Raw genomic sequence first — 23,798 nt, 5'->3', positions numbered from 1 at the left:
GAGTCGCCGGGCCCGCTCAAGCCCTTGCGGCGTCAGGCGGACGTCAGGGCGGTCCTGATCCCGGCCGGCACGCGCACCGGCCGCATGGAGGGCTGCGCGATGCAGACCAGATCGACTTCGGCCGTGAACAGGATCTCGCCCGCGCGCTCGACCCGCTGGGTCAGGCGGATCCGGGCGCCGGTCACCTCGCGCAGTTCGGACCTCACCTGCAGCAGGTCGTCATACCGCGCGGGCCGCAGATAGTCTGCTTGGACCCGGCGGACGACAAAGGCGATGCCGTGGTCGCGCAGCAGCCCCGCCTGGTCGACGCCGCCAGCGCGCAGCCATTCGCTGCGCGCCCGCTCGATGAAGCGCAGGTAGTTTGCGTAATAGACCACCTGCCCCAGATCGGTGTCCTCGTAATAGACCCGTACGGGAAAGCAATGCGGCATTGGCTGGTCCTGCTGGCGGGTGGCACGGTTTGCCGACGCGACCGGGGGCCGCGTCGGCACGGGTTTCGGGCCTCAGCCCAGCAGCTTCAGCAGCGCCCGGGCCGCGTCCTCGGACGAGGCGGGGTTCTGACCGGTGACCAGCATTCCGTCGGTCACCACATGAGACGCCCAGTCCGGGCCCTTCTCATACAGCCCGCCACGCTCCTGCAGCATGTCCTCGAGCAGGAAGGGCACTACCTTGGTCAGCCCCACGCCCTCTTCCTCGCCATTCGTGAACCCGGTCACGCGGCGGCCCTGGACCACCGGGCGCCCATCGACCTGCGCGTGGCGAAACACCGCCGGGGCGTGGCACACGGCGCCCAGCGGACGTCCCGCGCCCAGGGTCGTCTCGATCACCCGCCGGCTGTCGGCATCCTCGGCCAGGTCCCACAGCGGGCCGTGACCGCCGGGATAGAACACCGCGTCGAATTCAGACGGGTCGACATCGGCCAGCTTGCGGGTCGAGGCGAGCGCGGCCTGCGCCTGCGGATCGGCATCGAAGCGGCGGGTCGCCTCGGTCTGCGCGGATGGATCCGCGCTTTTCGGGTCCAGCGGCGGCTGACCGCCCTTGGGCGAGGCCAGGGTGACCTCGGCCCCCGCGTCGCGGAAGACGTAATAGGGTGCCGCGAACTCCTCGAGCCAGAAACCGGTCTTGTCGCCGGTGTCGCCCAGCTGGTCGTGAGAGGTCAGGATCATCAGGATCTTCATGGGTGTTCCTTGCTTTGCAGCCATGCGGCCGTTGCGGGTTTCCGCCTCACCACGTGGGCATCGACGCGACGGATCCCAAGGGCAGGCGTCGCGGACGGGACGCCGATCTGTGCGGACGGCATGGCCGCGCCGCCGCCCTCCGGCGCGCTAGAGCCGTGCGGCGAGGCGCAGCGCATGGCTGGGGTCGCGGGCACAGGCGGGAAGCAACGGATCATACGCGGCCCGGATCAGCCCCGCCAAGGCGCCCGACGCGCGGACCGGATGGGCCCAGGTCAGCAGCGCGTTCACCGCCACCTCCTCGGCCAGCGCGGCCGGATGGGTCCGGTCGGCCGCGGGCCCGAGCCGCAGGAACACCAGCGCCGCGCGGATGCTGCCGTCGGGGTCGAACCGGAACAGCCGATAGCGGTCGGCGCCCTGCCCGTCCCCCTCGTCCGCCAGGCGCTGCGGCAGGTCGAGCATGCCGGTCAGACGCTCCAGGTCCGGCAGGCCGTTCAGTTCGCCCCAGTCCCGCACCGCAAAGACCATCAGGTTCGCGCCCATCTCGGGATCGGTCTCGACAAGCGGCTGGCGGGCATGCGTGAAGGCGGCGCGCAGGGCCGATCGGAACACGGCCAGGGTGGCGTCATCCAGCCCGAACACCACCGGAGCCACCGGGCGGCCCCAGCGGGCGCACAGGAACGTCCCGTCCGGGCGGGTGAACAGCGATGCGATGGCATCGGACGTCAGTGCCGGCTCGGTATCGGAGCCGGTCATGCCGGGTGCGCCCGCCTGCCCGGCACCGACGGACGCCGGTTGAACGGACCGGCGGCGCGGCAGACCGCCTTCCATGATGGCCGTCCCGGCAACCGATCAGTCGACGATCGTGGCCTCGGTCGCGGCACGCAGTTCCTTTTCGGACACCCCGTCCGCACACTCGACGATCTTCAGCCCGCCCGGCACCACGTCCAGCACACCCAGATTGGTGATGATCCGGTCGACCACGCCCTTGCCGGTCAGCGGCAGGGTGCATTCCTGCAGCACCTTGGATTCGCCGTGCTTGTTGGTGTGGTCCATGACCACCACCACGCGGCCGACGCCGGCTACCAGATCCATCGCGCCGCCCATGCCCTTGACCAGCTTGCCGGGGATCATCCAGTTCGCCAGGTCGCCATTCTCGGCCACTTCCATCGCGCCCAGGATCGCCATTGCGATCTTGCCGCCGCGGATCATCGCAAAGCTGGTGGCGCTGTCGAAATAGGCGGAATGCGGCAGTTCGGTGATCGTCTGCTTGCCGGCGTTGATCAGGTCGGGATCTTCTTCTCCCTCATACGGGAACGGTCCCATGCCCAGCATGCCGTTTTCGGACTGGAGCGTGACGTGCACGCCCTCGGGGATGTAGTTCGACACCAGGGTCGGAATGCCGATCCCCAGATTCACATACATCCCGTCGCGCAATTCCTTTGCGGCCCGGGCGGCCATCTGGTTGCGGTCCCAACCCTTGTTTCCATCGGCCATGGCTCAGGCCTCCTTGCGCTGGCGCACGGTGCGCTGTTCGATGCGCTTTTCGTGCGGGCCCTGAAAGATGCGGTGGACATAGATCCCGGGCAGGTGGATGTGATCCGGGTCCAGCCCGCCGGCCGGCACGATTTCCTCGACCTCGACGATGCAGACCTTGCCACAGGTGGCTGCCGGCACGTTGAAGTTCCGGGCGGTCTTGCGGAACACCAAGTTGCCGGTCTCGTCGGCCTTCCACGCCTTGACGATGGCCAGGTCCGCCACCAGCCCGCGTTCCAAGATGTATTCCTCGCCGTCGACGATCTTGGATTCCTTGCCCTCGGCGATCACCGTGCCGACGCCCGTCTTGGTATAGAACCCGGGGATCCCGGCACCGCCGGCGCGCATCCGTTCGGCGAGCGTGCCCTGCGGGTTGAACTCCAGCTCCAGTTCGCCGGACAGATACTGGCGCATGAACTCGGCATTCTCGCCGACATACGAGCTGATCATCTTTTTGATCTGCTTGCTGTCCAGCAGGATGCCCAGCCCGAAGCCGTCCACGCCGCAGTTGTTGGACGCGACGGTCAGATCCCTGGTGCCGGCCTTGTGGATCGCATCGATCAGCAGTTCGGGGATCCCGCTCAGGCCGAACCCGCCCGCGGCGATCGTCATCCCGTCCTTCAGTAGCCCGTCCACCGCGGCGGCGGCGTTCTCGTAGACCTTTTTCATCCATCCCCCGACTGACTAGTCACCGCCGTGTTTCGCCCGGCGGGGACCGGCTGTCAATCACACGCCCCGGCGGCTGGCCGCTGCCCGGCCGGTGGCGCGGAACGTGGCCGCGCCCGGCCGCCGTCGGCCCGCGGGGTCAGAAGCCGACGGTGGCCGCGTCGGGCCGGCGCGGGTCCGACGCGCCCAGCAGGAACCCGGATTCGGGGTCCATCATCACCGACTGGGTGGATCCCATCGCCTCTTCGACGGTCACGGCATGGCCCTTGGCGCGCAGTGCGCGGATGGTGTCCAGGTTGATCCCCTCCTCGGTCCGCAGCTCGTCGGGCTGCCACTGGTGGTGGACGCGCGGGGCGCTGGAGGCCTCGGCCACGTTCATGCCGTGGTCGATCATGTTCATCACCACCTGCAGCACCGTGGTGATGATGCGCGACCCGCCCGGCGAGCCGGTGACCAGGACCGGCTTGCCGTCCTTCAGCACGATGGTGGGCGTCATCGAGGACAGCGGCCGCTTGCCGGGCTCGACCGCGTTGGCCTCGCCGCCGATCAGGCCATAGGCGTTGGGTACCCCGGGCTTGGCCGAGAAATCGTCCATCTCGTTGTTCATCAGCACCCCGGTGCCGTCGGCGACCAGCCCCGACCCGTAGGAGAAGTTGATCGTGTAGGTGTTCGAGACGGCGTTGCCCGCCTTGTCGATGATCGAGAAATGGGTGGTCTGGTCGGATTCGTAGGCGGCCAGGTCGGCGGGGCGGATCTGTTCGGACGGCGTGGCAAAGCTGGCGCTGATCGCGTCGCGGATGTCGGCCGCGTAGGCCTTGGACATCAACGCGTCCAGCGGCACGTCGACGAAGTCCGGATCGCCCAGGAACTCGGACCGGTCCGCATAGGCCCGCTTCATCGTCTCGGCCATCAGGTGGATCGTTTCCGAGCTGTTCTGGCCCAGCGCCCCGATCGGATAGGCTTCCAGCACGTTCAGCATCTGCACCAGGTGCACCCCGCCCGAGGACGGAGGCGGCATCGACACGACCTCGTGGCCGCGATAGCTGCCCCGCACCGGCTCCCGCTCGACGGCCCGATAGGCGGCCATGTCCTCGACGGTGATCTGCCCGCCGGCGGCCTGCACGGAACTGGCGATCGCCTGCGCCACCTCGCCGGTGTAGAAACCGGCCGGCCCCTCGTCGGCGATCTTCTTCAGCGTCCGCGCCAGGTCGGCCTGCACCAGGGTATCGCCGGGCGCATAGAGCGATCCGTCGGGCTTGTAGAAGATCGCGGCAGCGGACGGATAGCGGGTCAGCCGGTCCCTCAGCCCTGCCAGGCTGTCGGCCAGATCGGGGGTGACGGTGATCCCCTGCTCGGCCAGGCGGATCGCCGGGGCGATCACGTCGGCCCAGTCCATGCTGCCATAGCTGTCCAGAACCAGCTTCATCCCCGCCACGGTCCCCGGCACGCCCGAGGCGGCACCGGTATAGCGCGACCTGTCGCTGTCGGCCTCGCCCTGCGCATCCAGGAACATGTCGCGGCTGGCCCCCCTGGGCGCCATCTCGCGATAGTCGATCGCGTGGGTCTCGCCGGTCTCCGCGTCGTGGACCAGCATGAAGCCGCCGCCGCCCAGATTGCCGGCCCGTGGCAGGGTGACCGCCAGCGCGAATGCCACGGCGACCCCGGCATCGACGGCATTGCCGCCCTGGGCCATGATGTCGCGCCCGATCTCGGCAGCGACACGTTCCTGGGCCGAGACCAGCCCGTTCTTTGCCCAGACGGGATGGAACAGGTCCATGCCCGAATAGATCGCGGCATCCTGGGCGATCGCGGGCAGCGTCCCGGCCGGCAGGGCGAAAGCCGAGAGCGCAAGCGCGATCAGTCCCTGCCGGGCAGCGCGGCCCGTGCGGTGCGTCAGCGTGGTCATCGTTATGTCTCCTCCCTGGGTTGAACCAAGGCTAGCGGAGCTCACGGCAAGGTCAAACCGCCTGTCGTCAGACGGCCGGGTCGGCGGCCTTGCCCCCTGCCGCACCGGTGGCGGCGGCCTTCTTGCGGGGCGCAGCCTTGGCCGGCGCCTTGCGGGTTGTCGTGCCGGCCGCCTTGGACTTTGCCCCGGCCGCGGCTTTCGACGTGCCCCGGATCGTCTTGCCTGCCGCGGCCTTGCCCCCGCTTTTGGCCACCTTGCTCGTCGCGGTCTTGCCCGCCGTCTTGGGCTTCGACGCTGTCTTGGCAGCGGCCGTCCTGCCGGTGCCCTTGCCCGACTTGGCGGCGCGGGCGGCGATGAGTTCCAGCGCCTGGTCCATGGTGACCGCCTCGGGCGCCAGGTCGCGGGGCAGCGTGGCGTTGATCTTGCCCCATTTCACATAGGGGCCGAACCGCCCGTTCATCACCTGCACCGGACCGCCCTCGGGATGCTCGCCCAGTTCGGACAGCGGTGCGGCGGCCGCACCGCGGCCCCGTTGCTGTTTCTGCGCCAGCACCTCGACCGCCCGGTTCATGCCGATGGTGAACACCTCGTCCACATCCGGCAGGTTGGCGTATTTCGGCCCGTGCTTCACATAGGGCCCGTAGCGGCCGATCGACGCCTCGATCGGGACCCCATCCTCGGGGTGCGGTCCGATCTGGCGCGGCAGGTCCAGCAGCATCAGCGCCCGGTCCAGATCGACCGATGCAGCGTCCCACCCCTTGGGAACCGACGCCCGCTGCGGCTTGGGATCGTCCTCGGTCGCCTCGCCCCGCTGGACATAGGGGCCGAACCGGCCGTTCCTCAGGCTGATCTCGTTGCCGGCGCTGTCCTGTCCCAGCACGGTGTCGCCGAGCGTCTCGCCCTCCGGCCCGGACAGCGGCCGGGTATAGCGGCATTCGGGATAGTTGGTGCAGCCGACGAAGGCGCCGCCGGACCGCGCCGTCTTCAGGTTCAGACGGCCCTGCCCGCACAGCGGACATTCGCGCGGATCGCCCCCGTCCGCCCGCGGCGGGTACAGATGCGGGGCCAACGCCTCGTCGATCGCCTGCAGCACCTCGGTGATGCGCAGCTCGCTGGTGTCCTCGAGCGCGGCCGAGAAATCGCGCCAGAACCGGCGCAAGACCTCGCGATAGGCGCGGCTGCCGCTGCTGATGTCATCCAGCTCGCCTTCCATGTCGGCCGTGAAGTCATAGCTGACATAGCGCGGGAAATACCGGGTCAGGAACACCGTCACCAGCCGCCCCTTGTCCTCGGGGATCAGGCGGTTCTTGTCCTTGCGGACATATTCGCGGTCCTGGATCGTCGTGACGATGCTGGCATAGGTGGACGGACGGCCGATCCCCAGCTCCTCCATCCGCTTGACCAGCGTGGCTTCGGTATAGCGGGGCGGCGGCTGGGTGAAATGCTGTTCCGGCACGACGTCGCGCTTGGCGGCCGCCTCGCCCTCGGCGATCTGCGGCAGGCGGGCGCTGTCCTCGCCCTCGTCATCGTCGTGGCCCTGGTCATAGACGCGCAGGAAACCGTCGAACAGCATCACCTGCCCGGTGGCGCGCAGCCCGACCTGCCCGTCGGCGCTGCCGATCTCGACGGTGGTACGCTCCATCCGGGCGGCCTCCATCTGGGATGCCAGCGTACGCTTCCATATCAGATCGTACAGCTTCTTCTGCTCGGTCTCGGCGTTCAGCCGGTCGGGCGACAGCATCATGTCGGTCGGACGGATGCACTCATGCGCCTCTTGCGCGTTCTTGGCCTTGTTCTTGTACATCCGCGGCGATTTCGGGACGTATTCGGCGCCGAACCGCGCCTTGATGGCGTCGCGCGCGGCCATCACCGCCTCGGGCGCCATGTCGATCCCGTCGGTCCGCATGTAGGTGATGTGGCCCGCCTCGTAGAGCCGCTGCGCCGCCGACATGCAGGCGCGCGCGCCAAGCCCCAGCTTGCGCGACGCCTCCTGCTGCAGGGTCGAGGTCATGAAGGGCGGCCACGGATTGCGGCTGGCCGGCTTGGACGCGACCGAGGTCACGGTCAGGTCGCGGGACTGCACCGCGCTGACCGCCAGCCGCGCCTGTTCGGCGTCGCCCAGGTCGAACCGGTCCAGCTTGCGGCCGGCATAGCTGACCAGCTGCGCCCGGTAGGTCTCGCCCCCCGGCGTGGCCAGCGTGGCATGGACGGTCCAGTATTCGCGGGCGCGGAACGCCTCGATCTCCATCTCGCGGTCGACGATGATGCGCAGCGCCACCGACTGGACCCGCCCCGCGGACTTGGCGCCCGGCAGCTTGCGCCACAGCACCGGCGACAGGTTGAAGCCGACCAGGTAGTCCAGCGCGCGCCGCGCCAGATAGGCGTCGACCAGCGGCTGGTCGATCTGCCGGGGGTTGGCGATCGCCTCGGTCACCGCCGACTTGGTGATCGCGTTGAAGGTGACGCGGCTGACCTCGGCGCCCTTCTTCAGCGCCGGGGCCAGCGCCTCGAGCAGGTGCCAGCTGATCGCCTCGCCCTCGCGGTCGGGGTCGGTGGCCAGGATCAGCTTGGGGTCGCTGGCCAGCGCGTCGCGGATCGCCTTGACGTGCTTCTTGGACTCGGACGCGACCTCCCACTTCATGTCGAAATCGGCGTCGGTGTCCACCGAACCGTCCTTGGCGGGCAGGTCCCGGACATGCCCGAACGAAGCGAGCACGGTGTAGTCGTCGCCCAGATACTTGTTGATGGTCTTGGCCTTGGCAGGCGATTCGACGACGACGACTGGCATGGCAGGCCCCCTGGGCGTTTCGGGGGGCGAACATGGGTGGCGCCGCCGGGCCTGTCAATGACGCGTGGCCTGCGCCGCCAGCCGGTTCGGCGCGGATGCCGTTGCTGCGTCCCGGCGCGGAGCCCCGCTGTCCGGCCGGTTCCGGGGCATCGCGCGGGACCCGCCGATCCGGTCAGAACCCGACTACCGCCCGCGCCGCCCGCTGCCTGCCCCGCCCGCCGCCGCCCTCAGACCCCCTCGCCCACGAACGCCTTTTCCACCACGAACTCGCGCGGGTCGCTGTTGGCGCCCTCGTGCAGGCCGAATCCCTCCAGCACCGCCTTGACGTCCTGGTTGAACGGCAGCGACCCGCACACCATCGCCCGGTCGTCCGCCGCATTCATCGGCGGCAGCCCCAGATCGGCGAACACCCGGCCCGAGCGCAGGTTGTCGGTGATCCGCCCCATCCGCGCCGACGGCTCGCGCGTGGTGGTGGGATAGTAGAGCAGCCGGTCCGCAAAGCCGTCGCCGAACAGCTCGGCCAGCAGCGGGTCGTCCTCCAGCCCCGCGACCAGCGCCGCCCCGTAGGCCAGCTCGGCCCCGGTCCGGCAGGTGTGCATCAGCACCACCTGCGCATAGCGCCCGAAGGTGTCGGGGTCGCGCAGCAGCGACGCGAACGGCGCAATCCCGGTGCCGGTCGCCAGCAGCCACAGCCGCTGGCCCGGCAGCAGTGCGTCCAGCACCAGCGTGCCGACCGGCTTGGGCCGCAGGATGATCGGGTCGCCGGGGCGGATATGCTGCAGCCGCGAGGTCAGCGGCCCGTCCGGCACCTTGATCGAATAGAACTCCAGTTCGTCGTCCCAGGCCGGCGAGGCGATCGAATAGGCCCGCAGCACCGGCTTGCCGGCGTCGTCGGGCAGGCCGATCATCACGAACTCGCCCGACCGGAACCGCAGGCTCGCGGGCCGCGTCACCCGGAACGAGAACAGCCAGTCCGTCCAGTGCCGCACATGCGTCACCGTCTGCAGGTCGGGCTGCGTGACGGATCTGGTCGGCTTCGGCATGTCGGCCATGCGGTGGTCCCCGTTGGAATCTGGCAGCTGTCTAGGCCAATCCGCGCCCGATCGAAAGACGGCAAGCCGGTGAGCGTCGGATCCGGGGCCATCAGGGCCTGCCCCGGCCTGTGCCCCGGCTCCTGCCATTGCACCCTGCGACGCGCAATGCGACAAGGCGCGCCATGGAATTGCGGCTCAAGGCCCTGTCCGTCCACCTGCTGACGGCCACCGGTGCGGTCCTGGCGATGCTGGCGATGCTGGCGGCGGTCGAGGAGCGCTGGTCGGTGATGTTCGCCTGGCTGGTCGCGGCGCTGGCCGTCGACGGGATCGACGGGCCGCTGGCGCGCCGCTATGGCGCCAAGGAAAACTGGCCGACCTATGACGGGGTCCTGATGGACCTGATCATCGACTATATCACCTATGTCTTCATCCCGGCCTATGCGCTGTTCAAGTCGAACCTGCTGGACGGCTGGACCGGCTGGGTGGCGATCATCTGCATCGTCTACGGCTCGGTCATCTATTTCGCCGACACGCGGATGAAGACGCGCGACAACAGCTTTGCGGGCTTTCCGGCCTGCTGGAACATGGTGGTGCTGGTGCTGTTCGCGCTGAAACCTGACTGGCGTCTGACGCTGTTCGTGGTGGTCGCGCTGGCGATCACGATGTTCACCAACATCAAGTTCATCCACCCGGTCCGCACCGAACGCTGGCGCGCGGTGTCCCTCCCGATCGCCGTCGCCTGGGTCGGCTTTGCCGCCTGGGCCGCGCTGGTCCATTTCGACCCGCAGAGCTGGGCCCACTGGGGGCTGGTCATCACCTCGCTGTGGCTGCTGCTGGCCGGGCTGGTGCAGCAGCTGATCCCCGCCCGCGCCACGCGCGGTGTCCGGGCCTGACCGGACCGGACCAGCGCCAGCCGGGCGGTGCCGCGCGGGGCTTGATCGGACCCGGTTTTGACCGCAGGCTGCGCCCTGACCGAACTGGCCCGCTGGCCGGACGCATCACCGGGGGAAGACGATGTTCCGCACGCTACTGACGACGGCCGCCGCGCTGGCTGTGCTGTCCGGTCCGGCGCTGGCCGCCAAGGACGCCATCACGCTGGGCATGGTCCTGGAACCGCCGACGCTCGACCCGACCTCGGGTGCGGCTGCCGCCATCGACGAGGTCACCTACACGAACCTGTTCGAGGGGCTGACCAGGTTCGGTCCTGACGGATCGATCCTGCCATCCCTCGCCGAGCGCTGGGACGTGCAGGAAGACGGCCGGGTCTACGACTTCCACCTGCATCCGGGCGTCAAGTTCCACGACGGCGCCGATTTCACCGCCGACGATGTCGTCTTTTCCCTGACCCGCGCCATGGCAGAGGAGTCGACGAATGCACAGAAGGGCCTGTTCGAGGGGATCGAGTCGGTCGAGGCGGTGTCCCCGCAATTGGCGCGCGTCACGCTGAAGGCGCCGGACGGCGCGTTCCCGTTCAAGATGGCCTGGGGCGACGCGGCCATGGTGGACGAGGCGTCGGCCGCCGGCAATTCGACCCGTCCGGTCGGCACCGGTCCGTTCATGTTCGGCGAGTGGCGCCAGGGCGACCGGCTGACGCTGACCCGGTTCGACGGCTACTGGGGCGACAAGCCGGCACTGGCGCAGGCCACCTTCCGGTTCATCGGCGACCCGACTGCGGCGTTTGCGGCAATGATGGCCGAGGATGTCGACGCCTTCCCGACCTATCCGGCGCCCGAGACCTTGGAACAGCTGAAGGCCGACCCGCGCTTCAAGGTGATCGTCGGCACCACCGAGGGCGAGACGATCCTGTCGATGAACAACAGGAACCCGCCGCTGGACGACATCCGGGTGCGCCGGGCGATCGCGCTGGCTGTGGACCGGCAGGCGATCATCGACGGTGCCATGTTCGGCTACGGCACCCCGATCGGCAGCCATTTCCCGCCCCATCACCCCGATTACGTCGACCTGCTGGACAAGTCGCCCCACGACCCCGAGCAGGCCCGGCAGCTGCTGGCCGAGGCGGGGGTTCAGGACCTGACCCTGCGCCTCGCCCTGCCGCCCACGCCCTATGCCCGCCGCGGGGGCGAGATCGTCGCGACGCAGCTGCGCGCGGTCGGGATCGCCACCGAGACCACCAACATGGAATGGGCCCAGTGGCTGGAAACGGTCCACAAGGGGCATGATTACGACCTGACGATCATCAGCCATGTCGAGCCGATGGACGTCGATATCTTTGCCCGCCCGGACTATTATTTCGGCTATGCGGACCCGGACTACGTGGCCCTGCACGACCGGCTCAAGGCCGCGGTCGATCCCGCCGAACGCAGCGCCCTGCTGAAGGAGATCCAGGCCAAGCTGGCCGAGGATCAGCCGGTCGCCTGGCTCTTCCAGCTGGCCAAGACCGGGGTCGCGAACGCGAAGATCGAGGGGCTGTGGGAAAACTCGCCCACCCCCGCCAACGACCTGACCGAGGTGCGCTGGACCGAATGAACCGCCCCCCCGGTCGGGTCGCCCGGCCGGGGTTTCGACGGCCCCGACGATCCGGTTGCGGCGCGTCCCGGCCGCGCCGGGGCGCTCAGTTCTTCAGCACGATGCAGCGGCCGCCCAGCGACTTCAGCCGGTTGCAGAACGCCGCCGCCTCGCCGCGCGAGCCATAGCCGACCTGGGCGGTGTACACCTTTCGGACATTGCCGGTCAGCGACTTGCGGACGTAATCGACCTTGCGACCGCCCAGGATCGGCCGCAACTGCCGGTTCAGCCGGCTGACCTGGGCCTGCGCGCCCGACTGGTTGGGGTGGGACGCGACGATCACCCCCCACGGCCAGTCGCGGGGCTTGATGCCGAATTCCTTCAGCTTGCGGTTTCCGGCGAGCTTGATGCAGGATTCGCGGAACGGCTGGCCCTTGTCCAGGCGCAGGTCGACCTCGGCCGGCGGGTTGTCGCGCCACTTCCAGGCGTTGTGGCCGGTGATCGCCTCGACATAGTCCTGGGTCTCGTACGGCAGAACCTGGCCGCCGTTGTAGAAGTTCATCGCCCGCGTCTCGCCCCCGTTATAGGCGACGGCGGCCAGGCCGAGATTGCCGAACCCGTCGGCCAGATAGGCCAGATAGGCGGCCGAGGCATGGATCGCCTTGGCGGGGTTGAACGGGTCGTCCAGCTTGCGGATCCGGGCCGTGCCCGGCATGAACTGCGCGATCCCCTGCGCGCCGGCATGCGACACGGCGTTGGGCTCGAACAGGCTTTCCTTCCACAGCAGGCGCGCGAGGAAATTCGGGTCCAGCTTGTTGTCGGTGGCCGCCCGCTCGATCGTCGTGCACACATCGACCACATAGGTCGCGGCCTCGATGCAGCTGCGCCCGTCGTCGGTGCAGCGCCGGTCGTCGGACAGGCGTGGCGGGGTCAGCCCCTCATAGGCGTCCACCGCCTCGCGCGCAGGGGCTGCGCCGACCCCCAGCGCCAGCCCGACCATCGTCAGAACAATCCGCAGCATCATGGCCCTCGCATCAGCCGCGCAGGATTAGCAGATTTGTCCACGTGTGGGAACCGGGCGGGCATGCGCCCGGCGGTTGCGCCATGGTCGGCCGGACTATCCGATCGGGCCGGCCTCACGCGCCGCCCGGCGCAGGACGCCGGGGGGGCAACTGACAGCGGTCCGGCCTGGCGGGAGGTCAGAACCGCGGCTTGACGGCGCTTTCGACCGGCGACGTGCCGTCGACCGCTATCACGGACGGGCGGAACGCCGGGACGATGCCCCGCCGCGGCGACACGGCGCTTTCGACCGGGGACACCATCGGTGCCGCGGCGACCGGAGCGACCGGAGCGACCGGCAGCGGTGCGACATAGGTGGGCGCGATGGCCACCGGTTCGACCGGGACGGCCGCCGGGCTGGTCTGCGCGGCGGCGAGCGGGGTGACGGTCACGGGTGCGGGGCTGGCCTGCGCGACCGCAGCCGGGGCCGTGGCGGCCGGCGCGGCGGCGACCCGCACCGGTGCGGCCGGGGCGACCGGCGCCGGCGCCGCAGCCGACACCTGCCCGGTTCCGGGCTGCGGGGTCGGGCCGGCGGGCAGCAGATAGCCATCGGGCGTTTCGGTCAGCGGGCCTTCCATTTGGGCGCTTTCCGCCGGGGTCCGGACCTTCACACGAGTCCCCAGCGGGGTTTCGTCGAACAGATCCATGATGTCCTGGTTGAACAGCCGGATGCACCCGGCCGAGGTCGCCTTGCCGATCGACGACGGGTCCATGGTGCCGTGGATGCGGTACATCGTGTCGCGACCGCCCTGGTACAGATACAGCGCCCGGGACCCCAGCGGGTTTTCCAGCCCGCCCGGCAGCCCGGCCTTGACGGGCTCGTACAGCTCCGGCTGGGTCGCGACCATGTTGGCGGTTGGCGTCCAGGACGGCCATTTCGCCTTGCGCTTGATGTTGGCCTCGCCCGCGAAACCGGTGCCTTCCTTGCCGACGGCAATGCCGAACCGCATCGCCTCGCCGCCTTCCATCACGTCGTAGAGCACGCGTGCATAGGGGTCGACGACGATGGTGCCCGGGGCCTCGGACCCGTAATAGGCGACGCGCTGGCGCTGGTTGCGTTCGGTCAGATAGGCGGGCTTGATGGCGGGAATCCGAAGCGGCTCGCCATTGGGTCCGGTGTCGATCCGCTCCTGATAGATCGGTGGCGTCGCTTCGGCGGCGGCCGGTGCCTGCGATTGCGGGTTGTCTGCGGGGCCGCAGGCCGCAAGGCCCAGCGCGACCGCCAGCGAAATTGTGGCGAAACGCATCGCGATATCCTTCGAGTTCATCGGGCGGCGCGGGGCGCGCCCATGGCAGCGGACAGCAAACCGCACCTCCCGGCGGCAGAACCGGGGGCGATTCGTCTGACATTCATTCGCCGTTTACACGACTCAAAGGTCAATGCGCAGGGGCCTGCACCAGATCGTGACGTGATAAAAATGCTTCGGATCTGCTGTGCCGGGGCAAGTTGCCAAAATGTCGCACGCGGCGCCGAAACATGCGACGCTGCAACCAGGCTGGAACAATGCGAATATCCTGATTGTTCGGGGGAATATGGCACGCCGGCTCTGCGGGACCGGCAAACAGAAGGGTACTTGACCATGGTATTGAACGGCATGGGACTGATCGTCTCTCTGATCATCGGCGCGATCGCCGGCTGGCTGGCTGGCAAGATCGTGAGCGGCGAAGGGCATGGCGTGGTGATGAACATCGTCGTCGGCATCGTCGGCGCGCTGCTGGCCTCGTTCCTGTTCCCGGCCATCGGCCTGCGGATCGGGCCGGAGGCGAGCTTCATCGGCGCGGTCATCTATTCGACCATCGGCGCCGTCATCCTGCTGCTGCTGCTGCGGATGTTCCGGCGCGCCTGATAACGGCCGCCCGCTTCGCCCTCGATCAGCCCCTGCCCGCGCGGCAGGGGCTTTTCGTTGTGCCGGGCGCCGGGGCCGATGCGCCGCGCATGGGGGTGGTCCCGGTTCCGGCCGTGGTCCCGTCGCGGCGCGGCGCGCACAGCCGGGCCGTGTCCGCTGCGATGCAGACGATCCGCGCAGGCGCCAGCGCGGCCCGGATCGCCGCCAGCCCGTCCGCGCCCAGCGCGCCGGTCTCGACGGCGACGGGCCGGCCTTGCCCCGCTCCCCGCGCGATCTGCGCCCAGTCGGTGACCGGCACGCACCTCGAGGCGGTCACGATCACCGCCACCATCCCGGATGCGTCGTCCGCCCGGCGCCCGGTCAGCCAGCAGATGCTGTCGGACGAGGTGAGCACGGCCAGTTCCGCCCCCCTGCCATCGATGATCGCGCGGATCGCCATCTGCCGGGCCCGGTCATTGTCCCGCGCCGCTTCCGGCCCCTCGGTTCGCGCCGCCTCGTCCATGCCTCGTTTCCTCCGGCCCGGGTTCCGGGCGATCCTTGTGGCGCGTCGGGCCGCCGGTAGCGTACCCGGAGCGATTGCCCCCGCCTGACGCCGCGCTACTGTGGCCGCCATGGTCCCCGGCGCTGCGCTTCAACCGTTCCGACATACCGCCTTCCGCACCTTGTGGACAGCCACGCTGGTGTCGAACTTCGGCGGGCTGGTGCAGGCGGTGGGCGCCGCCTGGATGATGACCCGGCTCACCGACAGCGCCACGCTGATCGCGCTGGTCCAGGCCTCCAACACGTTGCCGATCATGCTGTTCGCGCTGGTGTCGGGGGCGCTCGCCGACATCTTCGACAAGCGGCGGGTGATGCTGGTGGCGCTGGCGATCATGGCGACCGTGTCGCTGATCCTGGCGGTCACCGCGTGGCGGGGCGTGCTCGCCCCGTGGAGCCTGCTGGCCCTGACCTTCCTGATCGGGGTGGGCCAGGCGCTCTACAATCCGCCGTGGCAGGCCAGCATGGGCGATCTGGTCCCGCGGGAGGATCTGCCGGCTGCGGTCACGCTGAACTCGGTCGGCTTCAACCTGATGCGCAGCGTGGGCCCGGCGGCCGGCGGGCTGATCACCGCCGCCTTTGGCGCCGCCGCGGCCTTCGCGGTGAACGCCGCCAGCTACCTGCCGCTGCTGGCCGCGATGGCGCGCTGGACCCCGCCGGAGCGGTCCAGCCGCAGCAGACCCGAAACGCTAGGTCCGGCGCTGGCGGCGGGGCTGCGCTATGTGGCGCTGTCGCCGCACCTGATCCGGGTGCTGGCCCGCGGCGCGCTGTTCGGCCTGTCGGCGGTCGCGGTGCTGGCGCTGCTGCCGCTGATCGCCGTGCAGCACCCGACCGGCGGGTCGCTGATGCTGGGGCTGCTGCTGGGCTGCTATGGCGTCGGCGCGATCCTGGGCGCGGTGCTGAACCCGCGGCTGCGCGCCACCATGTCGAACGAGGCGATCGTGCGGCTGGCCTTCCTGGGGTTTTCGCTGGCGACGCTGGTGCTGGCGCTGACCGACCGCGCTTGGTTGCAGGGGCTGGCCCTGCTGCCGGCCGGCGCCAGCTGGGTCATGGCGCTGTCGCTGTTCAACGTCACGGTGCAGCTGTCCACGCCGCGCTGGGTCGTCGCGCGCAGCCTGGCGCTCTACCAGACCGCGACCTTCGGCGGCATGGCGGCGGGCGCCTGGCTGTGGGGCGGGATCGCGGGCAGCCACTCGGTGCAGGCGGCGCTGCTGTCCGCCAGCGCGCTGCTGCTGGTGGGGGCGCTGATCGGCCGCTGGTTCAGCCAGCCGGAATTCGGCAACCTGGACCTCGACCCGGCCAACCGGTTCCGCGAACCGCCGCTGGCGCTGGACCTGCGCGGCCGGTCGGGGCCGATCATGGTGATGGTCCAGTACCTTGTCGACCAGGACGACGTGCCCGCCTTCCTGCGCCTGATGGCGCGGCGCCGCATCATCCGCCGCCGCGACGGCGCCCGCAACTGGGCGCTGCTGCGCGATCTGGAACACCCGGAACGCTGGACCGAAAGCTACCACATCGCCACCTGGGACGACTACGTGCGCCACAACCTGCGCCGCACCAAGTCCGACGCCGAGGTGACCGTCGCCCTGCGCGCCCTGCACCGGGGACCGGACGATCCGGTGGTGGTGCGGATGATCGAGCGCCACAGCGTCAGTCCCGCCGACGACCTGCCGCTGCTGGGCAAGCTCGAGGTGCCGGGGGCATGACCGCGGCGCCCCGTCGCACCGGTCCCGCCCGGGGTCACGGCCCGACGCCGGTGCCAAGGCGCTGGACGGCGCGCCGCCCCGCGCCTTAGCGTCAGGCCCATGGTCCGCCACCTGTCCCGCCGCCTGGCCACGCTGATCCTCAGCCTGCTCGTCGCCTCGGCGGCGATCTTCGCGGTGGTCGACCTGGTTCCCGGCGATCCGGCCAGCTTCATGCTGGGCACCGGGGCGCGCCCCGACACGTTGGCCGCGCTGCGCCAGCAGATGGGGCTCGATCTGCCCTGGCCGGTCCGCTACGCGCGCTGGATGGGCGGCATCCTCACCGGCGATCTGGGCACCAGCCTCGCCTACAAGACGCCGGTGGCGGGAATGCTGTGGGACCGGATCCAGGTGTCGCTGCCGCTGGCGGTGATGGCGCTGGTGCTGGCGGTCGCGGTGGCGTTCCCGGCCGGGATGTTCGCGGCGGCGCGGCGCGGCCGCGGCGGCGACGTGGCGGTGATGGGGGCCACGCAGCTGGGCATCGCGCTGCCGAATTTCTGGTTCGCGATGCTGCTGGTGCTGCTGTTCGCGGTCAAGCTGCGGCTGCTGCCCGCCGGCGGCTTTCCGGGTTGGGACCAGCCGCTGGCGGCGCTGCGCGCCCTGATCCTGCCCGCCGTCGCGCTGGCCCTGCCGCAGGGCGCGATCCTGGCCCGCGTGCTGCGCTCTGCGCTGGTCGAGACGCTGGGCCAGGACTACATCCGCTCGGCCCGGGCCAAGGGGCTGACCCGCGGCCAGGCGCTGCGCCGCCACGCCCTGCGCAACGCGCTGATCCCGGTGCTGACCATCCTCGGGATGCAGTTTTCCTTCCTGCTGGCCGGCGCCATCATCATCGAGAACGTGTTCTACCTGCCCGGCATCGGCCGGCTGATCTTCCAGGCGATCACCCAGCGCGACCTGGTCGTGGTGCAGTCGGCGGTGCTGGTCCTGGTGGCGGCGGTGATCCTGGTCACCTTTCTCGTCGATCTCGCCTATGTGCTGATCGACCCGCGGTTGCGGACCCGATGACCGCGCCGCGACCCCGCGCCGCGCGGCTGCCCGCAGGCGGATCGGGTGCCGGCCGGTCCGGGGCCGGTCGGCCCGAGGGGGGGCGGGCCCGCCTGGGCCTGTGGCTCGGTGCGGTGCTGACGGCGGTGGCGCTGGGGGCCGCCCTGCTGTCCTTCGTCTGGACCCCCTTCGACGTGACCAGCATGGCGATTGCCGACCGGCTGCAGCCCCCCGGCCCCGGCCACTGGCTTGGCACCGATCACTTCGGCCGCGACATCCTGTCGATGGTCATGGTGGGCGCGCGCACCTCGCTGGCGGTGGCGCTGGTCGCGGTGGGAATCGGCATGACCTTCGGGGTACCGCTCGGCCTGTGGGCGGCGGCGACCCGCGGCAGCCTCGTCGACGACGTGATCATGCGCGGCAACGACCTGATCTTTGCCTTTCCGTCGCTGGTGATCGCGATCCTGATCACCGCCGCGATGGGGCCGTCGGCGGTCAACGCGATCATTGCCATCGGCATCTTCAACATCCCCGTCTTCGCCCGCGTCACCCGGGCCGGGGCGCTGCCGATCTGGACGCTGGACTATATCCGCGCCGCCCGGGTGGCCGGCAAGGGCCGGGCCCGGATCAGCGCCGAACATGTGCTGCCCAACATCGCCAACCTGCTGATCGTGCAGGGCACCATCCAGTTCAGCCTGGGCATCCTGGCCGAGGCCGGGCTGTCCTATGTCGGTCTGGGCGCCCAGCCCCCGATTCCCAGCTGGGGCCGGATGCTGGCCGAGGCGCAGACCATGGTGACGCTGGCCCCGCATGTCGCGATCATCCCGGGCCTCGCCATCGTCGGCACGGTGCTGGGCCTGAACCTGCTGGGCGACGCGCTGCGCGACGCGCTGGACCCGCGGCTGCGCACGAGGCTGACGTGATCGAACTGCGCGACCTGTCGGTGACGATCGGGACCGCCGCCGTGCTGGCCGATGTCGACCTGCAGCTGCAGTCCGGCACCATCACCGGGCTGGTGGGCGAAAGCGGCTCGGGCAAGTCGATGACTGCGCTAGCAATCATGGGGCTGCTGCCGCACCGGGCGCAGACCGGCGGCCATGTCGGGCTGGACGGGCGCAACCTGCTGGACCTGACCGACCGGCAGATGGCGGACCTGCGCGGCCGCCGGATCGGGATGATCTTCCAGGAACCGATGACCGCGCTGAACCCGCTGATGACCATCGGCGACCAGGTGGCCGAGGTGCTGACCCTTCATCACGGCATGACCCGCCGCGCCGCCCGGCAGGTGGCGCGCCAGCGGCTGGACCGCGTGGGCCTGCCGGCGCCGCGCTTTCCGCTCGACCTGTTTCCGCACCAGCTGTCCGGCGGCCAGCGCCAGCGCGTGGCGATCGCCATGGCCATCGCCGATGCGCCCGAGTTGCTGATCGCCGACGAACCCACCACCGCGCTCGACGTGACCACCCAGGCGCAGATCCTGGAGCTGCTGCGGGACCTGGTCCGGGACGAGGCGATGGCGCTGCTGCTGATCACCCACGACCTGGCCGTCGTCGCGGGAATCGCCGACCGGGTCGCGGTGATGCAGCACGGCCGCATCGTCGAGGAAGCCGCGACCGAGACGCTGTTCCGCACCCAGCACCACCCCTATACCCGGGCGCTGTTCGCGGCCGCGCGCCACCAGCCGGCGGCGGCCCCGCCGCGGACCGGCCGCCAGCCCATCCTGCAGGTGCAGAACGCGACGCGCATCTACCACCTGCAGCGCGCCGCCCGGCCCGCGGGCCCGCCCGTCGGTCCGGACGCGACTGCAGCGACCGAACTGCGCGCCATCGACGATGTCAGCTTCACCCTGGGCGAAGGCGAAAGCGTCGGGCTGGTGGGGGAATCCGGTTGCGGCAAATCCACCCTCACCCGCGCCATCCTCGGGCTGGACCCGTTGCAGGGGGGCAGCATCCTTCTGGACGGCCAGCCGGTGATCGCCGGGCGCATGCCCGCAGCGCTGCGGGCCCGGGTCCAGGTGGTGTTCCAGGACCCGTTCGGCAGCTTCGACCCGCGCTGGCGCGTGGACCGGCTGGTGGCCGAGCCGTTCCACCTGACCGGCCGCCCGCCCGACTGGCGGCAACGCGTCGCCGAGGCGCTGGCCGAGGTCGGGATCGAGGCGGACGCGATGAACCGCCACATCCACCAGTTCTCGGGCGGCCAGCGCCAGCGCATCGCGATCGCCCGCGCGCTGATCATCCGCCCCCGGCTGATCGTCCTGGACGAGGCGGTCAGCGCGCTGGACGTGCGGGTGCGGGCGCAGGTGCTGGACCTGCTGGCCGATCTGCGCCGCCGCCACGGCATCGCCTGGCTGTTCATCAGCCACGACCTGTCGGTGGTCCGCTCGATCACCGACCGCGTGCTGGTCATGGACCAGGGGCGGCTGGTCGAGGACGGGCCGACCGAACAGGTGCTGCAGGCCCCGCGCAGCGACCCGGCCCGCGAACTGGTCGCCGCGACCCCGCGCATCCCGGAGGGCTGGGCGCCCGGCTGACCCCTCGCCCGACAACGGGCGGCCAGCGCGGACCGGCGCCGACGCGCGCGGCAAGCCTTGCATCGCCGCCCCGGTCATCCCAACTCGGCTCCACACCCAGCGCGCCGGGCCGGACCCCGGACCGCGCCAGCAAAAGGATCGTGCCATGCAGTGCCCCGTCGACGGCGAAACCCTCGTGATGACCCAACGCAGCGGGGTGGAGATCGACTACTGCCCGAAATGCCGCGGCGTGTGGCTTGACCGGGGCGAGCTGGACAAGATCGTCGACCGCGCCGGCGCCGACATCGCCCAGGCCGCCCGGGTGGCCGACCCGGGGCCGCGTGACGCGTTCGGCGGCGACCGCTTCCCGGCAGATCACCGCCCCGACCCGCGCGGCTATCCCGACGACCGCCGCGACGCCCGCCCGCCCGAGCCCTGGCGCGGCGACGACCGCTACCGCGACGACCGCCCCCGCGACGACTATCGGCCCCGCAAGCGCCGCGAGTCGTTCCTGTCGGACATCTTCGACTTCAGCTGAGCGGCACCCGGTTTCCGGCTCACCGGGATTTCACCTTTCGTCACGATCGGGTATGCAGCCGCTTCCCCTCAGCGAAAGGATGCCGAATGAGCGATCCATTGCACGGGCCGGGTCACCCCGGCGACCCGCGCTATGAACAGCCGATCCTGGCCGGGCACCCCGAGCAGGTGCCCGCCGAACCGCCGTCCACCGGCGAACCCGACATGCCCGAACCCGAAGGTCCGACCCGGATCATCGAGACCGACTACGAGCTCGGGCAGGACAACGTGAGCCACGCCATCACGCTGGAAATCGACATCCACAAGATCGTCTTCCTGATCTCGGCCAGCATGATCGCGCTGTTCACGATCGGCACCCTGATCGGCCAGATCGTCACCGCCACCCCGCCGATCGACGGCGTCGCCCAGCCCAGCGGCCTGGAACGCGCCTTCACCAGCCTGCGCGACGCGCTGACCGGCAATCTCGACTGGTTCTTCCTGTCGGCGGGCAACATCATCGTGCTGCTGTGCCTCGTGCTGATCGTGACCCCGCTGGGCAGGGTCCGGCTGGGCGGCCCGGACGCCACCCCCGACTTCACCCTGTTCGGCTGGTTCGCGATGCTGTTCGCGGCCGGCATGGGCATCGGCCTCGTCTTCTACGGGGTCAGCGAACCGCTCAGCCATTTCGAATCGTCGCTGGGCGGCGTGACCGTCGAGAACGGCGTCCGCACCGACTGGGCCCCCCTGAACGGGGCCGAGGGCGATCCCCTGGCCGCGCGCCGGCTGGGCATGGCCGCGACCATCTACCACTGGGGGCTGCACCCCTGGGCGATGTACGCGATCGTCGCGCTGGCGCTGGCGCTGTTCAGCTTCAACAAGGGGCTGCCGCTGACCATGCGGTCGGTGTTCTACCCGATCTTCGGCGACCGGATCTGGGGATGGCCCGGCCATGTCATCGACATCCTGGCGGTGTTCGCGACGATCTTCGGCCTCGTCACCTCGCTGGGCTTCGGCGCCGAACAGGCGACCGCGGGGATGAACCAGCTGTTCGGGTTTCCGGCAACCAACCTGACCAAGATCCTGGTGATCGTGGCGGTCACCTTCGTCGCCACCCTGTCGGTCATGCTGGGCGTCGAAAAGGGCGTCAAGATGCTGTCCGAGATCAACATGATCATGGCGATGGGGCTGCTGCTGTTCATCATCCTGGCCGGCCCCACGCTGCAGATCCTCACCGGGTTCTTCGGCAACCTCGCCGCCTATGCGCGGGAAATCGTGCCGCTGTCGAACCCGTTCGGCCGCACTGACGACAATTACCGCCAGGCCTGGACCGGGTTCTACTGGGCGTGGTGGATCAGCTGGTCGCCCTTCGTCGGCATGTTCATCGCCCGCGTCTCGCGCGGTCGTACCGTGCGGCAGTTCCTGATCGCGGTGCTGCTGATCCCGTCGCTGATCTCGATCCTGTGGATGACCGCACTGGGCGGCACCGCCATCACCCAGTATCTGGGCGGCTTCACCGAGGCGGTGGACGCGGCGCTGGAACTCAAGCTGTTCGCGATGCTCAGCCAGCTGCCGCTGACCGCGATCACCAGCCTGCTCGGCATCGTGCTGGTGCTGGTGTTCTTCATCACCTCGTCGGATTCCGGCTCGCTGGTGATCGACACCATTGCGTCAGGCGGCAAGGTCGCCTCGCCGGTGCCGCAGCGGGTGTTCTGGTGCACCTTCGAGGGTCTGCTGGCGATCGCGCTGATGCTGGGCGGCGGGCTGACCGCGCTGCAGGCGATGGCGGTCTCGACCGGGTTCCCGTTCACCTTCGTGCTGCTGGGCGCCTGCTATGCGGTCGTCCGCGGGCTGATGGACGAACACCGCCACGTCGCCGAGAACCAGTGACGCCCCGCGCGCGCAGCCCCCGGGGTCGCGCGCGCCACCCTGCAGGGCGGCCTCCGCGGCACTCCTGGTCTGCAACAACGTTATGCCTGACACGAACAGGCCCCGGCCGGTGACGGCGCGGGGCCTGCTGCTCCTCCCCCGTACGGGCCCTGCGCCTCCACGCACAGCGCCCTGGGAATTGGTCAGTCGCCGATCAACTCTGCCTGCGACACGATCACTTTTGCCTGACGGATGGACGCGATGTCAACCAGTCTACCTTTGTATACCGCCGCGCCGGCGCCGGATTTCTGCGCCTCCTCCATGGCGGCCAGGATCTCGCGCGCCTCGGCCACCGCCTGCGCGCTGGGCGAAAAGATCTCGTTGGCCATGGCCACCTGGCTCGGGTGAATCGCCCATTTCCCGACCATGCCCAGCGTGGCCGAGCGCAGCGCCTGGGCGCGGAATCCCTCCTCGTCGCTGAAATCGCCGAACGGCCCGTCCACCGGCAGCACCCCATGGGTGCGGCAGGCCGCGACGATCGCCGTCTGCGCCCAGTGCCACGGGTCGGACCAGTATTTCTGGCCGCCATGCGCCATGTAATAGTTTTCCTGCGTGCCGCCGATTCCGGTGGTGGCCATGCCCATCGACGCCGCGAAGTCAGCCGCCCCCAGGCTCATCGCCTGCAGCCGCGGCGACGATGCCGCGATCTCCTCGACATGGGCGATGCCGGCCGCCGATTCGATGATCACCTCCAGCCCCAGCTGCTTGCTGCGGCCCTTCGCCCGTTCCACCGCGGTGACCAGCGCGTCGACGGCATAGATGTCCGACGCGTTGCCGGCCTTGGGGATCATGATCAGGTCCAGCCGCTCGCCCGCCTGCTCCAACAAATCGACCACGTCGCGATACCAGTAGGGCGTGTCCAGCCCGTTGATCCGCACCGACAGGGTCTTGTTGCCCCAGTCGATATCCCCGATCGCCTGGATCACATTGCGCCGCGCCTGCGCCTTGTCGTCGGGGGCGACCGAATCCTCCAGGTCCAGGTTGATCACGTCGGCCGCGGACTTGGCCATCTTGGCGAAAAGCGACTCGCGCGATCCGGGCCCGAACAGCTGGCAGCGGTTCAGGCGGGCGGGCGGGGCGGGCTGGATGCGAAAGGACATGCGGTTTCCT

General features: G+C 69.9%; 20 protein-coding genes and 1 pseudogene. 9 read left to right on the top strand and 12 right to left on the bottom strand.

Annotated features, from left to right (window positions below):
* Window positions 1–32: 32 nt before the first annotated feature.
* The 8 genes from ybgC to Q0938_RS09540 form a co-directional block, all read right to left on the bottom strand.
* Window positions 33–431, bottom strand: coding sequence for a tol-pal system-associated acyl-CoA thioesterase (ybgC, locus tag Q0938_RS09575; protein WP_299361422.1), 399 nt, complete (start codon window positions 429–431; stop codon window positions 33–35).
* A 72-nt stretch (window positions 432–503) separates the two neighbouring features.
* Window positions 504–1,178, bottom strand: coding sequence for a type 1 glutamine amidotransferase domain-containing protein (locus tag Q0938_RS09570; protein ID WP_299361420.1), 675 nt, complete (start codon window positions 1,176–1,178; stop codon window positions 504–506).
* A 147-nt stretch (window positions 1,179–1,325) separates the two neighbouring features.
* Window positions 1,326–1,931, bottom strand: a complete 606-nt coding sequence (locus tag Q0938_RS09565) for a hypothetical protein (RefSeq protein ID WP_299361417.1) — start codon at window positions 1,929–1,931, stop codon at window positions 1,326–1,328.
* Between the two features lie 96 nt (window positions 1,932–2,027).
* A complete protein-coding gene (locus tag Q0938_RS09560) occupies window positions 2,028–2,672 on the bottom strand; it encodes a CoA transferase subunit B (RefSeq protein ID WP_299361414.1) in 645 nt (214 codons plus the stop codon).
* A 3-nt stretch (window positions 2,673–2,675) separates the two neighbouring features.
* Window positions 2,676–3,380 (bottom strand): CoA transferase subunit A, encoded by a 705-nt coding sequence (locus Q0938_RS09555; RefSeq protein WP_299361412.1) that lies wholly within the window; start codon window positions 3,378–3,380, stop codon window positions 2,676–2,678.
* A 136-nt stretch (window positions 3,381–3,516) separates the two neighbouring features.
* Entirely contained in the window at window positions 3,517–5,283 is a 1,767-nt protein-coding gene (gene ggt, locus Q0938_RS09550; protein WP_299361409.1) for a gamma-glutamyltransferase, read from the bottom strand.
* 67 nt (window positions 5,284–5,350) lie between these two features.
* On the bottom strand, window positions 5,351–8,071 hold the full coding sequence (topA, locus tag Q0938_RS09545) for a type I DNA topoisomerase (RefSeq protein ID WP_299361407.1): 2,721 nt from the start codon (window positions 8,069–8,071) through the stop codon (window positions 5,351–5,353).
* 227 nt (window positions 8,072–8,298) lie between these two features.
* The gene (locus tag Q0938_RS09540; protein WP_299361663.1) at window positions 8,299–9,114 is read right to left on the bottom strand and encodes a ferredoxin--NADP reductase; all 816 of its coding nucleotides are present in this window, start codon (window positions 9,112–9,114) and stop codon (window positions 8,299–8,301) included.
* A gap of 173 nt (window positions 9,115–9,287) precedes the next feature.
* On the opposite strand from Q0938_RS09540, the gene Q0938_RS09535 reads away from it, so the two are divergent.
* Both Q0938_RS09535 and Q0938_RS09530 read left to right on the top strand, forming a co-directional pair.
* Window positions 9,288–9,998 (top strand): CDP-alcohol phosphatidyltransferase family protein, encoded by a 711-nt coding sequence (locus Q0938_RS09535; protein WP_299361405.1) that lies wholly within the window; start codon window positions 9,288–9,290, stop codon window positions 9,996–9,998.
* Window positions 9,999–10,119: 121 nt separating this feature from the next.
* Window positions 10,120–11,592, top strand: coding sequence for an ABC transporter substrate-binding protein (locus Q0938_RS09530; RefSeq protein WP_299361402.1), 1,473 nt, complete (start codon window positions 10,120–10,122; stop codon window positions 11,590–11,592).
* An 85-nt stretch (window positions 11,593–11,677) separates the two neighbouring features.
* Here the strand turns inward: Q0938_RS09530 and Q0938_RS09525 are convergent, their stop codons facing one another.
* A complete protein-coding gene (locus Q0938_RS09525; RefSeq protein WP_299361399.1) occupies window positions 11,678–12,592 on the bottom strand; it encodes a lytic transglycosylase domain-containing protein in 915 nt (304 codons plus the stop codon).
* 607 nt (window positions 12,593–13,199) lie between these two features.
* Window positions 13,200–13,877, bottom strand: a pseudogene (locus Q0938_RS09520) (L,D-transpeptidase); the annotation flags it as partial.
* A gap of 42 nt (window positions 13,878–13,919) precedes the next feature.
* Between Q0938_RS09520 and Q0938_RS19400 the strand changes: the two are divergent.
* Entirely contained in the window at window positions 13,920–14,477 is a 558-nt protein-coding gene (locus Q0938_RS19400) for a GlsB/YeaQ/YmgE family stress response membrane protein (protein ID WP_366942745.1), read from the top strand.
* Window positions 14,478–14,502: 25 nt separating this feature from the next.
* On the opposite strand, the gene Q0938_RS09510 is transcribed toward Q0938_RS19400, so the two are convergent.
* Window positions 14,503–14,979: a hypothetical protein gene (locus tag Q0938_RS09510; protein WP_299361397.1), complete on the bottom strand. Its 477-nt coding sequence runs from the start codon at window positions 14,977–14,979 to the stop codon at window positions 14,503–14,505.
* A gap of 109 nt (window positions 14,980–15,088) precedes the next feature.
* Between Q0938_RS09510 and Q0938_RS09505 the strand changes: the two genes are divergently transcribed.
* From Q0938_RS09505 to Q0938_RS09480, 6 genes are all read left to right on the top strand, one after another.
* The gene (locus Q0938_RS09505; RefSeq protein WP_299361394.1) at window positions 15,089–16,720 is read left to right on the top strand and encodes an MFS transporter; all 1,632 of its coding nucleotides are present in this window, start codon (window positions 15,089–15,091) and stop codon (window positions 16,718–16,720) included.
* Window positions 16,721–16,819: 99 nt separating this feature from the next.
* Window positions 16,820–17,761 carry an ABC transporter permease gene (locus tag Q0938_RS09500; RefSeq protein WP_299361391.1) on the top strand — a complete coding sequence of 314 codons (942 nt, stop codon included), beginning with the start codon at window positions 16,820–16,822 and terminating at the stop codon, window positions 17,759–17,761.
* Window positions 17,758–18,663, top strand: a complete 906-nt coding sequence (locus Q0938_RS09495) for an ABC transporter permease (RefSeq protein ID WP_299361389.1) — start codon at window positions 17,758–17,760, stop codon at window positions 18,661–18,663. The genes Q0938_RS09500 and Q0938_RS09495 overlap by 4 nt, the downstream gene beginning before the upstream one ends.
* Window positions 18,660–20,267 (top strand): dipeptide ABC transporter ATP-binding protein, encoded by a 1,608-nt coding sequence (locus Q0938_RS09490; protein ID WP_299361387.1) that lies wholly within the window; start codon window positions 18,660–18,662, stop codon window positions 20,265–20,267. Before Q0938_RS09495 ends, Q0938_RS09490 begins: the two co-directional genes overlap by 4 nt.
* 145 nt (window positions 20,268–20,412) lie before the next feature.
* The gene (locus Q0938_RS09485; protein WP_299361385.1) at window positions 20,413–20,784 is read left to right on the top strand and encodes a zf-TFIIB domain-containing protein; all 372 of its coding nucleotides are present in this window, start codon (window positions 20,413–20,415) and stop codon (window positions 20,782–20,784) included.
* 203 nt (window positions 20,785–20,987) lie between these two features.
* Window positions 20,988–22,649 (top strand): BCCT family transporter, encoded by a 1,662-nt coding sequence (locus tag Q0938_RS09480; RefSeq protein ID WP_299361658.1) that lies wholly within the window; start codon window positions 20,988–20,990, stop codon window positions 22,647–22,649.
* A 182-nt stretch (window positions 22,650–22,831) separates the two neighbouring features.
* Here Q0938_RS09480 and Q0938_RS09475 read toward each other — a convergent pair whose 3' ends face one another.
* Window positions 22,832–23,788, bottom strand: a complete 957-nt coding sequence (locus Q0938_RS09475) for an L-malyl-CoA/beta-methylmalyl-CoA lyase (RefSeq protein WP_299361382.1) — start codon at window positions 23,786–23,788, stop codon at window positions 22,832–22,834.
* Window positions 23,789–23,798 lie beyond the last annotated feature (10 nt).

The sequence above is a fragment of the uncultured Paracoccus sp. genome (assembly GCF_947496875.1).
Lineage (GTDB): Bacteria > Pseudomonadota > Alphaproteobacteria > Rhodobacterales > Rhodobacteraceae > Paracoccus.
This window is presented reverse-complemented; position numbering and strand designations above follow the sequence as displayed.

Excerpts from the sequence above, each read along its gene's own strand:
- Q0938_RS09560 (WP_299361414.1), bottom strand. The coding sequence starts at position 2,672 with ATGGCCGATGGAAACAAGGGTTGGGACCGCAACCAGATGGCCGCCCGG.
- Q0938_RS09510 (WP_299361397.1), bottom strand. The coding sequence starts at position 14,979 with ATGGACGAGGCGGCGCGAACCGAGGGGCCGGAAGCGGCGCGGGACAAT.
- Q0938_RS09525 (WP_299361399.1), bottom strand. The coding sequence starts at position 12,592 with ATGCTGCGGATTGTTCTGACGATGGTCGGGCTGGCGCTGGGGGTCGGC.
- Q0938_RS09485 (WP_299361385.1), top strand. The coding sequence starts at position 20,413 with ATGCAGTGCCCCGTCGACGGCGAAACCCTCGTGATGACCCAACGCAGC.
- topA (WP_299361407.1), bottom strand. The coding sequence starts at position 8,071 with ATGCCAGTCGTCGTCGTCGAATCGCCTGCCAAGGCCAAGACCATCAAC.
- Q0938_RS09535 (WP_299361405.1), top strand. The coding sequence starts at position 9,288 with ATGGAATTGCGGCTCAAGGCCCTGTCCGTCCACCTGCTGACGGCCACC.
- Q0938_RS09540 (WP_299361663.1), bottom strand. The coding sequence starts at position 9,114 with ATGCCGAAGCCGACCAGATCCGTCACGCAGCCCGACCTGCAGACGGTG.
- ggt (WP_299361409.1), bottom strand. The coding sequence starts at position 5,283 with ATGACCACGCTGACGCACCGCACGGGCCGCGCTGCCCGGCAGGGACTG.
- Q0938_RS19400 (WP_366942745.1), top strand. The coding sequence starts at position 13,920 with ATGGCAGCGGACAGCAAACCGCACCTCCCGGCGGCAGAACCGGGGGCG.
- Q0938_RS09495 (WP_299361389.1), top strand. The coding sequence starts at position 17,758 with ATGACCGCGCCGCGACCCCGCGCCGCGCGGCTGCCCGCAGGCGGATCG.
- Q0938_RS09565 (WP_299361417.1), bottom strand. The coding sequence starts at position 1,931 with ATGACCGGCTCCGATACCGAGCCGGCACTGACGTCCGATGCCATCGCA.
- Q0938_RS09480 (WP_299361658.1), top strand. The coding sequence starts at position 20,988 with ATGCCCGAACCCGAAGGTCCGACCCGGATCATCGAGACCGACTACGAG.
- Q0938_RS09555 (WP_299361412.1), bottom strand. The coding sequence starts at position 3,380 with ATGAAAAAGGTCTACGAGAACGCCGCCGCCGCGGTGGACGGGCTACTG.
- Q0938_RS09530 (WP_299361402.1), top strand. The coding sequence starts at position 10,120 with ATGTTCCGCACGCTACTGACGACGGCCGCCGCGCTGGCTGTGCTGTCC.
- Q0938_RS09475 (WP_299361382.1), bottom strand. The coding sequence starts at position 23,788 with ATGTCCTTTCGCATCCAGCCCGCCCCGCCCGCCCGCCTGAACCGCTGC.
- Q0938_RS09570 (WP_299361420.1), bottom strand. The coding sequence starts at position 1,178 with ATGAAGATCCTGATGATCCTGACCTCTCACGACCAGCTGGGCGACACC.
- ybgC (WP_299361422.1), bottom strand. The coding sequence starts at position 431 with ATGCCGCATTGCTTTCCCGTACGGGTCTATTACGAGGACACCGATCTG.
- Q0938_RS09505 (WP_299361394.1), top strand. The coding sequence starts at position 15,089 with ATGGTCCCCGGCGCTGCGCTTCAACCGTTCCGACATACCGCCTTCCGC.
- Q0938_RS09500 (WP_299361391.1), top strand. The coding sequence starts at position 16,820 with ATGGTCCGCCACCTGTCCCGCCGCCTGGCCACGCTGATCCTCAGCCTG.